The organism is Lelliottia sp. CFBP8978, from assembly GCF_034046055.2.
Lineage (GTDB): Bacteria > Pseudomonadota > Gammaproteobacteria > Enterobacterales > Enterobacteriaceae > Enterobacter.
The window spans coordinates 3,744,994-3,760,345 of the sequence record NZ_CM188253.1; the positions used below are offsets into that span (position 1 = coordinate 3,744,994).

14 protein-coding genes and 1 riboswitch are annotated in these 15,352 nt (G+C 54.9%); of the genes, 5 read left to right on the top strand and 9 right to left on the bottom strand.

The window, feature by feature from the left end:
• Positions 1-23: 23 nt before the first annotated feature.
• The 4 genes from yqiA to nudF are packed head-to-tail and all read right to left on the bottom strand — an operon-like array spanning position 24 to position 2,511.
• Complete coding sequence (gene yqiA / locus SOM82_RS17500) at positions 24-605, bottom strand: esterase YqiA (RefSeq protein WP_320461674.1); 582 nt, start codon at positions 603-605, stop codon at positions 24-26.
• A complete protein-coding gene (gene cpdA / locus SOM82_RS17505; protein WP_320461673.1) occupies positions 605-1,432 on the bottom strand; it encodes a 3',5'-cyclic-AMP phosphodiesterase in 828 nt (275 codons plus the stop codon). The genes yqiA and cpdA overlap by 1 nt, the downstream gene beginning before the upstream one ends.
• A gap of 27 nt (positions 1,433-1,459) precedes the next feature.
• Entirely contained in the window at positions 1,460-1,882 is a 423-nt protein-coding gene (locus SOM82_RS17510) for a DUF1249 family protein (protein WP_154126303.1), read from the bottom strand.
• Entirely contained in the window at positions 1,879-2,511 is a 633-nt protein-coding gene (nudF, locus tag SOM82_RS17515) for an ADP-ribose diphosphatase (RefSeq protein ID WP_320461672.1), read from the bottom strand. Before nudF ends, SOM82_RS17510 begins: the two co-directional genes overlap by 4 nt.
• A gap of 202 nt (positions 2,512-2,713) precedes the next feature.
• On the opposite strand from nudF, the gene tolC reads away from it, so the two are divergent.
• The 3 genes from tolC (at position 2,714) to SOM82_RS17530 (ending at position 6,180) form a co-directional block, all read left to right on the top strand.
• Positions 2,714-4,192, top strand: coding sequence for an outer membrane channel protein TolC (gene tolC / locus SOM82_RS17520; RefSeq protein ID WP_154126305.1), 1,479 nt, complete (start codon positions 2,714-2,716; stop codon positions 4,190-4,192).
• Between the two features lie 159 nt (positions 4,193-4,351).
• Entirely contained in the window at positions 4,352-5,017 is a 666-nt protein-coding gene (locus SOM82_RS17525; protein ID WP_154126306.1) for a DUF1190 family protein, read from the top strand.
• Positions 5,018-5,019: 2 nt separating this feature from the next.
• On the top strand, positions 5,020-6,180 hold the full coding sequence (locus tag SOM82_RS17530; RefSeq protein ID WP_154126307.1) for a glutathionylspermidine synthase family protein: 1,161 nt from the start codon (positions 5,020-5,022) through the stop codon (positions 6,178-6,180).
• 80 nt (positions 6,181-6,260) lie between these two features.
• Here the strand turns inward: SOM82_RS17530 and ygiD are convergent, their stop codons facing one another.
• Positions 6,261-7,049, bottom strand: a complete 789-nt coding sequence (gene ygiD, locus SOM82_RS17535) for a 4,5-DOPA-extradiol-dioxygenase (RefSeq protein WP_154126308.1) — start codon at positions 7,047-7,049, stop codon at positions 6,261-6,263.
• A 196-nt stretch (positions 7,050-7,245) separates the two neighbouring features.
• On the opposite strand from ygiD, the gene zupT reads away from it, so the two are divergent.
• Positions 7,246-8,019 carry a zinc transporter ZupT gene (zupT, locus tag SOM82_RS17540; protein WP_154126309.1) on the top strand — a complete coding sequence of 258 codons (774 nt, stop codon included), beginning with the start codon at positions 7,246-7,248 and terminating at the stop codon, positions 8,017-8,019.
• 31 nt (positions 8,020-8,050) lie between these two features.
• Here the strand turns inward: zupT and ribB are convergent, their stop codons facing one another.
• Positions 8,051-8,704 carry a 3,4-dihydroxy-2-butanone-4-phosphate synthase gene (gene ribB / locus SOM82_RS17545; RefSeq protein ID WP_320461671.1) on the bottom strand — a complete coding sequence of 218 codons (654 nt, stop codon included), beginning with the start codon at positions 8,702-8,704 and terminating at the stop codon, positions 8,051-8,053.
• Between the two features lie 105 nt (positions 8,705-8,809).
• Positions 8,810-8,960, bottom strand: a riboswitch (FMN riboswitch).
• A gap of 244 nt (positions 8,961-9,204) precedes the next feature.
• Here ribB and ubiK point away from each other — a divergent pair.
• Positions 9,205-9,498, top strand: coding sequence for a ubiquinone biosynthesis accessory factor UbiK (gene ubiK, locus SOM82_RS17550; RefSeq protein WP_154126311.1), 294 nt, complete (start codon positions 9,205-9,207; stop codon positions 9,496-9,498).
• Between the two features lie 145 nt (positions 9,499-9,643).
• On the opposite strand, the gene hldE is transcribed toward ubiK, so the two are convergent.
• The 3 genes from hldE to SOM82_RS17565 all read right to left on the bottom strand — a co-directional run bounded on the left by hldE (position 9,644) and on the right by SOM82_RS17565 (position 15,324).
• Positions 9,644-11,074, bottom strand: coding sequence for a bifunctional D-glycero-beta-D-manno-heptose-7-phosphate kinase/D-glycero-beta-D-manno-heptose 1-phosphate adenylyltransferase HldE (gene hldE / locus SOM82_RS17555; protein WP_154126312.1), 1,431 nt, complete (start codon positions 11,072-11,074; stop codon positions 9,644-9,646).
• Positions 11,075-11,162: 88 nt separating this feature from the next.
• Entirely contained in the window at positions 11,163-14,003 is a 2,841-nt protein-coding gene (glnE, locus tag SOM82_RS17560) for a bifunctional [glutamate--ammonia ligase]-adenylyl-L-tyrosine phosphorylase/[glutamate--ammonia-ligase] adenylyltransferase (RefSeq protein WP_320461670.1), read from the bottom strand.
• Positions 14,004-14,022: 19 nt separating this feature from the next.
• Complete coding sequence (locus tag SOM82_RS17565; RefSeq protein WP_320461669.1) at positions 14,023-15,324, bottom strand: CYTH domain-containing protein; 1,302 nt, start codon at positions 15,322-15,324, stop codon at positions 14,023-14,025.
• Between the last annotated feature and the right edge of the window lie 28 nt (positions 15,325-15,352).

Sequence of the window (15,352 nt, forward strand, 5' to 3'; positions counted from 1 at the left end):
TAGCTAGCAATTCGCATTGATTGTCAGAGGCTGTGCAGTCCAAGAAAATCGACAATCGGGGTGAAATGATTCTCAAAGCCCGTGAAAGCATGGTTTCCGCCCTCTTCTACAGTCTGGCGGCAAGAAGCGTAGTACGCCACTGCCTGGCGGTAATCCAGTACTTCATCACCCGTCTGTTGCAACAGCCAGAGGAGATCTGGCGCGTCCAGCGGGTCTACCTGCATAACTTTGAGGTCGTAAATATGGCGTGACTCTAGCACATATTGCTGTCCGGTGTAGGGGTTCTCGTTCTGCCCAAGAAACTCCGTCAGCAGCTCAAATGGACGGACCGCCGGGTTGACCACTACCGCCGGCACCATAAAGCATTGCGACAGCCAGGTGGCGTAATACCCGCCCAGCGACGAGCCAACCACGCCGAATGATTCTCCGCCATGCTCCATCACGATAGACTCCAGCATTTCTGCTGCATCGGCCGGATACGGCGGCAATTGCGGAACAATCATCTCAATATGTGGATGATGCGCGCTCAGCCACTGGCGAAACTGCGTGGCTTTAGCGGAACGCGGGGAACTATTGAAACCGTGCAGATAAAGGAGCGTAGACATCAGTATCCTTCTGAGGCCGTGTCCGGCCGGAACTCTGCCCCTTCCAGACGACAGACTTCCGTCGTCAGCGTGCCGTCAGCATGAAGATCCAGCCAGCGCCATCCCGGTGCAATCGTATCCAGGGTGAAGTTAGCGCAGTGCGGTTTAAACTGTACGCAGGTGGATGGCGTTGCCAGTAAACGGCGACCGTTCCACTCAAGATCTTGTTCCTGATGAATATGGCCGCAGAGAAGATTGTTCACATTCGGATACTTCATCAGCACGCGATCCAGCGCCGCCGAGTTGCGTAAACTGTGTTGATCGAGCCAGCTACATCCCGCAGGGAGCGGATGATGATGCAGCAACAGCAGGGTGTGGCGTTCTGGCGCATCGGCCAGTTTGGTCTCCAGCCACTCCAGTTGAAAATCGCTCAACTCACCGTGCGGCACGCCGAATACCTGAGTATCCAGCAGCAGAATTTGCCAGTGTTCACCCACGAATACCCGCTTGGCAGGGGAAATGCCTGCATCCTGAAGCACACTGAACATCGCTGGCTGGAAATCATGGTTCCCAGGCAACCAGACGCAGGGCACGCTAAAGATCGCGATCCCTGTAGCAAAATGCTGATAGGCCGCGGCACTTTGATCCTGAGCCAAATCGCCCGTCGCCACAATTAAATCGCAGTCGCGATTTTCGGTGCGAATGGCATCCAGTACAGCCTGATAACTCTCCCAGGTGTTGACCCCCAGCAGCGTTTCATGCTTTTCGGCGAACAGGTGAGTATCAGTGATTTGTAATATCCTGACTGGCGCCCCACCAGCAACAGTCAGGTTCAACAGGCTTTCCAAATGGTGTCCTTAGGTAGGTTTATGACGCTAACAAACCGGAATCGCCATTGCTCCATGTGCTAAACAATATCTTAGCCAGTCAGCTAAAAACTGGTTAATTTGATGCTTTTCGTCGCGTTGATGCAACTTTTTATTAGGATAATCATACCGCGCTTTGAAGCGATAGATCTGCTGGCTTGAACACACTTCAGCCACCATCGCGTCATGATAAAGTCTTACCGTCATTGACGGCAGGCTCCAGTAGCTCACGGCTGGAGCCGTCTGCTTAATTTCTACCAGCGTAGTGTAACGTGTTGATTCAACAATCGTTAACCGATATTGCGCGTTGCTCACCTGATAGCTCACCGTTTCGCCGGCCGCATCGTTACGCGGCAACAGACGGCGTAATTGTGCAAAATTCGTTTCGCACAGACGCATCATTTCTGGGAAGTCAGGTGTATAACGCTTCATTTTGCCCACTCTTTTCGTAAGTCTTGATAATGCAGCTGCAGCCATTGCAAAGCGATGACAGACGCCGCGTTGTCGATTTTCCCCTCATTTACCCACTGATAAGCCTGCTCCCGGCTCACCACATGAACACGAATATCTTCGTTTTCATCAGCCAGACCGTGAATCCCTTTTGCGGTCGTGGCGTCCACTTCACCCACCAGAATCGAAGAGCGCTCGGTCGTTCCCCCCGGGCTTGCCAGGTAGCTCAGCACCGGTTTGGTCCTGCCAACCATCAGCCCCGCTTCTTCTTGCGCCTCGCGACGGGCGACGTCTTCCGGCGTTTCGCCTGCTTCGATCATCCCCGCCACCATCTCAAGCAGCCACGGGGTTTCGCTGGTATCCAGCGCCGCAATTCGGACCTGTTCAATCAATACCACTTCGTCACGCACTGGGTCAAAGGGTAGCAAGACTGCCGCATGCCCGCGCTCAAAAATTTCACGTCGGACTTCGCCGCTCATTTCGCCGTTAAACAAGCGATGCCTGAAACGGTAAAGTTCCAGCGAAAAAAAACCGCTATAAAGCGTTTCCCGTGCAATAATTTCTACATCGTTTTGCGTGAAAGTCACTGGCGAGTTATTTGTTTTTGGCATAACGGTATCCTCGGCTCAATTGTGTTGAAATCATGAATTTCAAGGCTGTTTGGCTGCCGTTTCAAAGGCTATATGATAGATTGGTGCAAATTACCGCCAGATGGCACGTAACGCCAACCTTTTGGTGTGGATGATTCTGTTAGAATCGGCAATTATTTTTAATTAGATCAGCGCTAATACTGCTTCACAACAAGGAATGCAAATGAAGAAATTGCTCCCCATCCTTATCGGCCTGAGCCTGACGGGCTTCAGCGCGATGAGCCAGGCAGAGAACCTGTTACAGGTTTATCAGCAAGCACGTCTGGGTAACCCTGAGCTGCGTAAGTCAGCTGCCGACCGTGATGCTGCGTTCGAAAAGATTAACGAAGCTCGTAGCCCGCTGCTGCCGCAATTGGGTTTAGGTGCGGATTATACCTACAGCAATGGATACCGTGATGCAAACGGCGTGAACTCCAACGCTACCAGCGCGTCACTCCAATTAACGCAAACCTTGTTTGATATGTCCAAATGGCGTGCGCTGAGCCTGCAGGAAAAAAGCGCCGGCATCCAGGATGTGACTTATCAGACCGATCAGCAAACGCTGATCCTGAACACCGCTACCGCCTATTTTAACGTGTTGAGCGCGATTGACTCGCTCTCCTACACTGAAGCGCAGAAACAGGCCATTTACCGTCAGTTAGATCAGACCACACAGCGTTTCAACGTGGGTCTGGTTGCGATCACTGATGTGCAGAACGCCCGTTCACAGTACGACAGCGTACTGGCGAACGAAGTGACTGCCCGCAACAATCTCGATAACGCGCTCGAATCGCTGCGTCAGGTGACCGGCAATTACTACCCTGAGCTGGCGTCTTTGAATGTCGACAACTTCAAAACCGACAAACCGCAGGCGGTGAACGCGCTGCTGAAAGAAGCCGAAAACCGTAACCTGGCACTGCTGCAGGCGCGTTTGAGCCAGGATCTGGCGCGTGAGCAAATCCGCCAGGCGCAGGATGGCCATCTGCCAACGCTGGGGCTGACCGCTTCTACCGGCGTTTCTGATACCACCTACAGTGGTTCAAAAACCAATACTGCCCAGTACGATGACAGCAATATGGGTCAGAACAAAGTTGGGCTGACTTTCTCTATGCCTCTGTATCAGGGCGGCATGGTGAACTCTCAGGTCAAACAAGCGCAATATAACTTTGTTGGTGCCAGCGAGCAGCTCGAGAGTGCGCACCGTAATGTGGTGCAGACCGTTCGTTCATCCTTCAATAACGTGAATGCGTCTATCAGCAGCATTAACGCCTACAAACAGGCCGTTGTCTCTGCTCAGAGCTCTCTCGATGCGATGGAAGCGGGCTACTCAGTGGGTACGCGTACCATCGTTGACGTGCTGGATGCCACCACCACCTTGTACAACGCGAAACAGCAGCTCTCCAGCGCACGTTACAACTACCTGATTAACCAGCTGAATATTAAATCAGCTCTGGGTACGCTGAACGAGCAAGACCTGCAGATGCTGAACGCCACGCTGGGCAAACCGGTTTCCACGACGCCTGAAAACGTTGCACCGGAAAACCCGCAGCAGGACGCCAGCGCTGACGGTTATAACGCCAACAGCACTGCCCCTGCCGCACAGCCGGCTGCGGCTCGCACCACCACCACAAATGGTTCCGGAAACAATCCGTTCCGCAACTAATTGTTGAATGATCCCTCTCCCTTCAGGGAGAGGGTCACATTTGAACGTAAGCCAACGTAAAGATCCCTCTGATTCCCCCTCTGCGCTTCATTTTCGACCACTCATCCTCTATCCTGAGCCTTATTTACTACGTTCTACCACTGGGTCCTGGAAGACAAAATGAAACGGACAAAAACGATTAATCACGCTTCGTTCCGCAAAAACTGGAACGCACGCCACCTCACTCCTGTCGCTTTGGCGATTACCGCTGTATTTATGCTGGCGGGATGTGAGCAATCCGATGAAACAGTATCTATGTATCAGAATGCCGATGACTGCTCGTCAGCCACCGGTAAAAGCGCGGAATGTACCACTGCCTATAACAATGCGCTGAAAGAAGCAGAACGTACCGCACCGAAATACGCTTCCCGCGAAGACTGTATCGCCGAATTCGGTGAAGGCCAGTGCCAGCAGGCACCGGCTCAGGCAGGCATGGCGCCAGAAAACCAGGCACAGGCCCAGTCCAGCGGCAGTTTCTGGATGCCGTTAATGGCAGGTTACATGATGGGACGCATGATGGGCGGCGGCATGGGCTTCCAGCAGCAGCCACTGTTCAGCTCCAAAAACCCGTCCAGCCCGGCATACGGTAAATACACCGATGCCAGCGGCAAAAACTACGGTGCAGCAACGCCTGGCCGTTCGATGACGGTTCCAAAAACCGCAATGGCACCAAAACCCGCCACCACCAGCACCGTAACTCGCGGTGGGTTTGGCGAATCGGTCGCGAAGCAGTCCACCATGCAGCGTAGCGCGACAGGTTCTACTACTCGCTCAATGGGCGGCTGATAATGGAACGAGTCAGTATTGTCGAGCGCCCGGACTGGCGCGAAAAAGCCACAGAATATGGTTTTAACTTCCACACCATGTACGGCGAGCCGTACTGGTGTGAGGATGCCTATTACAAGCTCACCCTCGCCCAGGTTGAAAAACTGGAAGAGGTCACCGCCGAACTGCATCAGATGTGCCTCAAGGTGGTGGAAAAAGTGGTCGCCAGCGATGAGCTGATGACCAAATTCCGCATTCCAAAGCACACCTGGAGTTTTGTGCGTCACGCCTGGCAAACTCATCAGCCTTCGCTCTATTCCCGCCTCGATCTGGCGTGGGATGGCGTGGGCGATCCTAAATTGCTGGAAAACAACGCCGATACGCCAACGTCGCTGTACGAAGCAGCATTCTTCCAGTGGATCTGGCTCGAAGATCAGGCGGCAGCGGGCAACCTGCCGGAAGGCAGCGATCAGTTCAATAGTCTGCAGGAAAAACTGATCGAGCGTTTCGCTGAACTGCGTGAGCAGCACGGCTTTAATCTGCTGCATCTCGCCTGCTGTCGTGACACGGTTGAAGATCGCGGTACGGTGCAATACTTGCAGGATTGCGCCGCCGAAGCGGAAGTTGCCACCGAGTTTCTGTATATCGAAGATATCGGCTTAGGCGAGAAAGGTCAGTTTACGGATACGCAGGATCAGGTGATCAGCAATCTGTTTAAACTCTACCCCTGGGAATACATGCTGCGCGAGATGTTTTCCACCAAGCTGGAAGATGCTGGCGTGCGCTGGCTGGAACCGGCCTGGAAGAGCATTATTTCTAACAAAGCGCTGCTGCCGATGCTCTGGGAGATGTTCCCGAACCATCCGAACTTACTGCCGGCCTATTTTGCTGAAGACGATTATCCGCCGATGGAAAAATACGTCATTAAGCCGATCTTCTCCCGCGAAGGGGCCAACGTTTCAATCATTGAAAATGGCAAAACCCTGGAAGCGGCCGAAGGCCCGTATGGCGAAGAAGGCATGATCGTGCAGGAGTTTTACCCGTTACCCAAATTTGGCGACAGCTATGTCCTGATTGGCAGCTGGCTTATCAACGATCAGCCCGCCGGGATTGGCATTCGTGAAGATCGGGCGCTGATCACCCAGGATCTGTCTCGTTTCTATCCGCATATATTCGTGGAGTAGGTTACGGCCTGATGCCCTCTCCCACCGGGAGAGGGTGCGAACATTAAAAACGGCAACCTGAAGTTGCCGTTTTGCTTTTATTATCCTACCTGTACCGACAGCATGCTCAGGCTGCCCATCTCGATACCGTCCACCGGAACGGTGACCGCTTCGAGACCATCCCAGGCCCCTAATACGTACAGCAGAGGCAGAAAGTGCTCCGGCGTGGGATTAGAAAGAGATCCCCCTTCGTGATCCAGATAGTTGACCAGCGGATGTTGCTCCGTTGGACCCTGCCAGGTGAGACTGGCTTTCACAAAATCATTAAACGACGTTGCCCATGGATACGGCGTGTTTTCGCCATGCCAGCGGGCCGTGCGCAAGTTATGCACCACATTACCGCTGGCCACCAGCATGATGCCTTCATCACGCAGGGTTGCCAGCTTACGGCCCATCTCCAGGTGCCACGCGGCCGGTTTAGTACTGTCGATACTCAGCTGCACCATCGGAATATCGGCATCAGGGTACATCTTAATCAGCACGCCCCAGGAGCCGTGGTCGAATCCCCAGGCCTCTTTGTCCAGCGTCACTGGTACGGGTGCCAGTAAGTCGACCAGCCGCTGTGCCAGCTCAGGGGAACCGGGCGCGGGATAATGCGTGTCATACAACGCCTGCGGGAAACCGCCAAAATCGTGAATCGTTTTTGGCGCTTCCATGGCGGTGACGCCTGTACCACGGGTAAACCAGTGTGCAGACACCACCACAATCGCTTTCGGACGTGGCAACGTCTCACCCAACTGACGCCAGGTACGCGTATAGACGTTATCTTCCAGCACATTCATCGGGCTACCGTGGCCCAAAAACAGTGCTGGCATACGAGAAGAAGTCATGGTGATATCCTTACATAGGGTGTCAATTTCATGGCACTACATTACGCGCGATTGGCGGAAGATGAACTCAGATAAGCGTGATGAAGATCGTCAGAAAATTTGAATGTAAGAAATATGTAAAGCCGCGAAAGTCCTCTCGCTTTGCAGCAGATTAATTATTAGCATTAATGAGAATCATTATCATAAGGAGAGATGAATGTCAGTCCCCTTGACTCTGACCATACTGGCAGGTGCCGCGACCTTTATTGGTGCGATTCTCGGCGTGCTCGGACAGAAGCCCTCTAATCGTGTGTTGGCGTTTTCTCTTGGCTTTGCGGCCGGGATTATGCTGCTGATTTCCCTGATGGAGATGCTTCCCGCGGCGCTGGGTACAGAGGGCATGTCGCCTGTGCTCGGATACGGCATGTTCGTCGTCGGACTGTTGGGATACTTCGCCCTGGACCGGATGTTGCCCCATGCCCATCCGCAGGATTTGATGCAAAAAAGCGTCAAACCTTCGCACGGCAACATCAAACGAACGGCCATTTTGCTTACGCTGGGGATTAGCCTGCATAACTTCCCGGAGGGTGTTGCCACCTACGTGACAGCCAGTAATAACCTGGAGCTGGGCTTTGGCATTGCGCTGGCCGTCGCATTACACAATATTCCTGAAGGACTTGCGGTCGCAGGTCCGGTTTATGCTGCTACCGGCTCAAAACGCACGGCGGTATTTTGGGCCGGGATCTCCGGCCTGGCCGAGATCTTAGGCGGCGTCCTGGCGTGGCTGATTCTGGGCAGCATGATCTCCCCGGTAGTGATGGCTGCCATTATGGCGGCCGTGGCGGGCATTATGGTGGCATTGTCGGTTGACGAACTCATGCCGCTGGCAAAAGAGATCGACCCCAACAACAATCCAAGCTATGGCGTGTTGTGCGGTATGTCGGTAATGGGATTGAGTCTGGTACTGTTGCAAACGGCAGGATTTGGATAACAAAACGCCGGGATAACCCGGCGTTTTTTATTTAGCTGGCTTTACGCTCGTGGGCCTGGCGGTACTCCACCAGATCTTCGATCGTCACCACCGCCATATTGTGATTCTGAGCAAACTCAATGCACTCCGGCGCGCGCGCCATAGTGCCATCATCGTTTGTCAGTTCACACAGTACGCCCGCAGATTTAAAGCCCGCGAGAGTGACCAGATCGATAGTCGCTTCAGTGTGACCACCGCGAGTTAACACGCCGCCAGGCTGCGCGCGCAGCGGGAAAACGTGGCCTGGACGGTTCAGATCGGACGGCTTAGCATCATCAGCGATAGCGGCGCGGACTGTCGTCAGACGATCAGCAGCAGAAACGCCGGTTGTCACGCCATGAGCGGCTTCGATTGTGACGGTAAAACCCGTCCCGAATGAACTGGTGTTATTTTCCACCATCATTGGCAAATCGAGTTGTTTACGACGATCGTCAGTAAGACAAAGACAAACAATCCCGCTGCCGTGGCGAATAGTCAGCGCCATCTGTTCAACGGTCATGGTTTCTGCGGCGAAAATCATATCGCCTTCGTTTTCACGGTCTTCATCATCAAGCACCATCACACCGCGACCTTCACGGAGTGCGGCAAGCGCAAGTTCTACACGATCAGTAGAGGAGCCAAAAGAGGAAAGTAGCGTCTGATTCATGGTAAAAAAACCTCATTAACATTATGGTTACCAGAATCAGGGCAGTCTTAGGAGCACCGTATAAGCGGCAAAAAAATAACGTGAGCGGGCCTTGCCCGGCTGGATCGTTACTCTCTCCCATCCGGACTTTAACCGTCGGCCCCGGAATTACACCGGATCTGCTGACCTTTGAGTTTTCACCCAAAGCGCTCGCGGGCTTTCAGCGCAAGGCTGATTTACCGCCGGTGGGGAATTTCGCCCCGCCCTGAGAATAAGCGAGATAACTATAACGCTATTGATTATGCCGGGCAATGCATAAGCATCAAACAATTCTGGTTTTGCACGTCATCATCCGAATTATCTCTGCGTTGGCTGCATACCCGAGCCCCGGTCACCTTGTTCATCAGGCGCCTGGCGATTTCAGGCTTGCCGCCTTGATACGTCCCGAATGAATTTGTGCAAAATATCAGGGGGAACGCGCTACAATGTTCGCTAACACCTGTTGATCAAGGGAAACGACAATGATTGATCCAAAGAAAATTGAACAAATTGCCCGTCAGGTTCATGAATCCATGCCGAAAGGGATCCGTGAGTTTGGTGACGATGTCGAAAAGAAAATCCGCCAGGTATTGCAGTCGCAACTGACGCGTCTTGATCTGGTGAGCCGTGAAGAGTTCGATGTGCAAACTCAGGTGCTGCTGCGCACCCGCGAAAAACTGGCGCTGCTGGAGCAACGTCTGACCGAGCTGGAAAATCGTAACCAGCCCGCTGAAGTGAAACCGGCTCCGGCGATCCCGCCAGTCGATCAGGCGTAAAAAAGCCGGGTGTCGGCGACGCCTTACCTGTCCTACACAGCGGATGCAAAAAAAAACGGCAACTTCGGTTGCCGTTTTTCATGTTTGCGCCCTCTCCCGTGGGAGAGGGTTGAGGTGAGGGCATAAGGCCCCTCACACTCCATTGTTACTGACTGTCTTTCTGGATTTTCTTAATAATATTGGTGGTTGAGCACCCGTCCTCAAAATTAAGCACCATCACTTCGCCGCCGTTGGCCCACACCTCTTCACTCCCCGCAATCTGCTCCGGCTTATAGTCGCCCCCTTTCACCAGCAGATCCGGCAGAATACCGGCAATCAGGCGCTGCGGCGTATCTTCTTCAAAGGAGACCACCCAGTCCACGGCTTCCAGCGCGCCAAGTACGATCATGCGCTGTTCAAGCGGATTCACCGGACGCGTTTCGCCCTTCAGACGTTTAGTTGACGCGTCGCTGTTCACCGCCACAATCAGACGATCGCCGAGCTTACGCGCATTTGCCAGATAAGAGACATGGCCCGCATGCAAAATATCAAACACGCCGTTGGTCATCACCACTTTCTCGCCGCGCTTGCGTGCCGCGGCCACGGCAACTTTGAGTTCATCTTCGCTCATCACGCCAAAGCCGGTATCCGCACGTCCGCGTACCGCATTTTCCAGCTCGATGGGCGAAACGGTAGATGTCCCCAGTTTGCCCACCACGACGCCCGCCGCGGCATTGGCGAAGTAACAGGCCTCTTCCAGAGAATTGCCCGCCGCCAGCGTTGCCGCCAGCACGCCAATCACCGTATCGCCCGCACCGGTTACGTCATACACTTCCTGCGCCTGCGTCGGCATATGCAGCGGTGCTTTACCTGGCTGCAACAGCGTCATGCCTTGCTCAGATCGCGTCACCAACAGCGCAGAGAAGTCGAAATCGGCGATGATTTTCATCCCGCGCTCAACAATCTCCGCTTCGCTTTTGCACTTGCCTGCGACCGCTTCAAACTCTGACAAGTTTGGCGTCAACAGCGTCGCGCCGCGATAGCGTTCAAAATCCGTCCCTTTCGGGTCAATCAGCACCGGTACATTGGCTTTACGCGCCAGCTGAATCATCTGCTGTACGCTGGCCAGCGCGCCTTTGGCGTAGTCAGACAGCACCAGCGCACCGATATTGCCCAGCGCCTGCGCGATACGCTCATGCAATGGCTCAGGATCAACGCCTTCAAAACCCTCTTCAAAGTCGAGGCGGATGAGCTGCTGGTTACGGGACAGCACGCGCAGTTTGGTGATGGTCGGGTGTGTCGGAACAGAAACGAAGTCGCACTTCACGTTCACATCGGCCAGCGACTTGCTCAGCGCACGCGCCGCATCGTCGATGCCGGTCAATCCCACCAGACGCGAATGCGCCCCGAGAGAAGCAATGTTCATTGCCACGTTTGCTGCGCCGCCAGGACGCTCCTCAATGGTATCCACCTTGACGACCGGGACCGGTGCTTCCGGGGAGATGCGGCTGGTCGGCCCATACCAGTAGCGATCCAGCATCACATCACCGACAACCATAACTCCAGCACGTTCAAACTCTGGCAGTGTTACTTTCATTCCTGACTCCAGAAAGATTCACAATTTGCGCGCGATAATATCACAATTATCCCCTAAATTATTCGAGCTACCGGATGACCTGGATTGGTTACGCCCGGTCCACCAGCCACTTCTGCCAGCTGGCAGAGACCTGCGCACGTTTATCCGTAAAGCACTCCAACGCCACATGGCCCGGCTGTTCCTGTAATGCCAGATGATGCAGTTCATCACGCAGTGTGGTGTAGGCGTGGGTTAAGGCCTGCGCCTCCGGCTCATCCATGATGTCGTTTTGCGCCAGTAATTCCAGAATGCGCACATTATCAGACCATCGCGTTAGCTTTGGTTTGTCATGAGCGTGGCGAAGCACCAGATACTGCGTAATAAATTCAATATCCGTAATCCCGCCTTCATCGGCTTTAATATCAAAGCGATCGCGATGCTTATTCCCCAGATGAGCGCGCATTTTCTCGCGCATTTCGCGCACCTCGGTCTGCAGGGTTGCGCCATCGCGGGCGGTGGTGAGCACATCACGGCGGATCGCATCAAACTGCGTTTTCAGCTGCGGATCGCCGTACACCACGCGGGCACGCACCAGCGCCTGATGCTCCCACGTCCAGGCTTCGTTTTGCTGATATTCCGCGAATGCTTCGGTAGACGTCACCAGCATTCCGGCAGCACCAGACGGGCGCAGACGTGCGTCCACTTCGTACAAAATACCGGACGAAGTCCGGGTGCTGAACAGATGCATGATGCGCTGCGCCAGCCGCAGATAGAACTGACGACCGTCGATTTCGCGCTCGCCATCGGTCATGACATCCACCGGGCAATCGTGCAGGAAGATCAGATCCAGATCGGAACTGTAGCCCAGCTCCCAGCCGCCCAGCTTGCCATAGCCGACCACGGAAAAACCCCGGCCTTCGCGATCCGCCAGATGTTTTGGCTGGCCGTATCGCGCCACCATCTGCCCCCACGCCTGCTGAACCACAGCGTCGATAATCGCTTCCGCCAGCCAGGTCAGATGATCGCTGACCTTCATCACTGGCAACGTTCCGGCGATATCGGCCGCCGCCACGCGCAGCATTTGCGCCTGCTTAAACTGGCGCAACGCTTCAAGCTGTTGCTCTTCATCCTCTTCCGGCACCCGCAGCAGATACTGACGCAGTTCGTCACGATAGGCATCCATCGCCGTGGGCTGATACAGGGTATTTGGATCGAGCAGTTCATCCAGCAGCAGCGGGTAACGCGCCAGCTTGCTGGCGACCATCGGCGAAGCCGCGCAGAGCGAAATCAAATGCTTCAGCGCACCGGGGAATTCACTCAGCAACTCAAGATAAGTGGTGCGCGTAATAATGCCGGTTAACAGCGGCGTCAACCGCGACAGCGGAACCGGCGCATCGGCACGCGAGCAGACATCACTCAACAGATGTGGCATCAGATGGTCAAGCACCTGTCGCCCGCGTGGACCAATGGCGCGCTTGTTCATTTCCATGCGGAAATCGGCAATCAGGGCCACCACGCGGTGGCGATCATCATCACTCAGGTGCGCCAGCACCGGCGTGGTGTCATCTTCCTGCAGCGCATCCTGCCACAGTTCGCGCCAGTGTTCAGACAGCGTATCGTCCGGCGATTCGCTTTCGTCATCCCCAATCAAATCATTAAAAATACGGCGGACGCCCGCCATATGGGCATCTAACTTTTCGCTCAATGCCTGCCAGTCGTCAACGCGCATACCCCACGCCAGACGCGCGCGATTCAGCTCGTCGCCTGGCAGCGTCTGGGTCTGTTCATCGTTAATGCTCTGCAGCAGGTTTTCCAGCCGTCGCAGAAAAAGATAGGCATCATGCAGCGTCTGCGCGTCACCGTCCGGCAACAGATGCAGCTGTTCAATGGCCGTTAACGTCGGTAGCAGCGCGCGGGATTGCAGTGACGGCTCGCGCCCCCCGCGAATCAGCTGGAATACCTGCACGATAAATTCAATTTCACGAATGCCGCCCGCGCCGAGCTTAATATTGTCTTTCAGACCACGGCGGCGCACCTCGCGGGCGATCATCCCTTTCATATTACGCAGCGACTGAATAACGCTGAAATCAATGTAGCGGCGGAACACAAACGGACGCAGCATCGCGCGCAATTCGCAGGCGTAAACGTCGTTTTTATCGCCCATGATCCGGGCTTTGACCATTGCGTAACGCTCCCAGTCGCGCCCCTGCTCCTGGTAATAATCTTCCAGCGCCGCAAAGCTCAACACCAGCGGACCGCTGTCGCCGAACGGACGCAGTCGCATATCCACGCGATAGACAAATCCATCCTGCGTGGGCTGATCCAGCGCTTTGATTAACCGCTGGCCGAGACGGGTAAAGAACTGGGCATTATCCAGTTCGCGACGCCCGCCACGAGTGACGCCCTTTTCCGGCCAGGAGAAGATCAGGTCGATATCCGACGAGAAATTCAGCTCCCCGCCGCCCAGTTTGCCCATGCCTAAAATCATCAGCGGCTGCGCAACGCCCTCTTCGCTACAGGGCGTTCCCCACTCTTTGCAGCAGGCGTCGTACAACCAGTCCCGCGCCGCCACAATCATCGTCTCCGCAAGACAACTCAACTGCTGCAATGTGCTTTCTTCACTGACTAACGCCAGCGCCTGGGCCCAGGCGATACGCACCATCACGCGACGCCTGAACTGGCGCAACACGCGCATCAGCGAGGGTTCATCGGCGATATCGACCAGGGCGTCATTGAGCCATTGCCCGTAGTGCTGCCACTCGTCAGCCTGCACCGGAGAGGCTTCAAGTTCAGTCAGCCATTCAGGATTTGCGCTGAGGCTCTCCTGCACAAAATCACTGAATGTGAGCACTTGCTGCGCCTGCTCACTCAGTGAGGCGGCGGGTAATGACTCCGGCAGACGCGTACAAACGGTTTGCCAGTGCTGCTGTAGCTGTGAAGAAAGCGGCATGATGGGTTCCTTGCCTGAGTTAACGTTTTCCGCTGTGCAGCCAGAACGGCTCCTGCGAAATAGCCTCATTGCGGAAATGTTCAATTTCAATACGTTGGCGCGTTTCAATGGCATGGCGAAGACCCTGCCAGTTTTCCAGCCACGCCTGCGCTTTTGGCCCTTCATAAGCGCCTGCCAACAGCAGAATAGTGTCGATATCACGCGTCAGACGAATCAGCTGATCGCGGTACTGATCGCCAAGCGGCTGGCCAAAGATACTTTTAAGTTCAGCCGCGCTGCGGGACATGTGGGTATCCGCGAAACGCTTGAACGAGTCGGCGATTTTTTTCTGCGCCTTATCATCAAGGAAACGCTGCCAGCCACGGGTCACCAAAAATTCGGTCAACGCCAGTTTTGCCGCTGCCGTTTGCGGGCTGTAAACCGCCGTTTGTGCCGAGACATCGGTCGCCATCAGCGCTTCGGTCTGGGTCAGGAAATCACGTAAGTGGGCACTTGCTTTACGCGGCACGATGCCGCCAAACAGCGTCAGAGTGCTGCGTACCAGCCCCATCGCGTCCAGCACGTTGGCTTTCGCAGCGCTCACGCCGCGCACCCATAGCTCTTCGTGGTATTGCCACTGGCTGAGCGCCAGCTCAAGAGAGGCTTCCAGCCCCTGCTCAATGCTGGCCTTTGGCGCAACGCGCAGGATCGCCGTGGATTTAAGCATCCGTGGCGCATTTCCGGCCGCCAGATGATATCCGCGAGCGGCCTTGCTTAAACTGCCCTGACGCAGCCCGGAGTGGCCCACCAGCTTGCGCGCCAGCTTCAGCACGTCATCGGCATTTCCTTCCAGCAGTTCAAGCTCCAGTTCGCAAATCGGCTCCTGAAAATCGCCCGCCTTCACGTCGCCTAAATCGAGCGCCATTTCGATGCGACTGTTGCCTTCATTAACCAGCCACTTTTCACGCCAGAAATCCGTGCTAAAGAGCGGCTGGACCTGCGCTGACAGCGTCTCTGGCAGCTCGCCATTCGGCCACACTTCTGCCGGTAAACGAGTCAGTTCAAGCTCTGGTTTTTCGATGTCGATATTGTATTCCGGACGCTGATGCAGACCGCCAGTCACCCGCCCGGCGATTTTCATCGTCATTTCGTAACGCCCGCCAGCGCCGCGGATGCGCAGCCCCATATCATGGCGACGCAGCCAGTTATCCGGCGTTTCGTAATAGATGTTAAGCAGTTGAACCGGCTCATGATGTTCGTCAGAAAGCTGATTCAGATGGGTTCGCAGCGCATCAACGCTGTCATTTTCGACGATAAATTTTAATTCGATTTCTTGTGCCATAGCCCTGTACTTTCGGTTGCGTCACAGC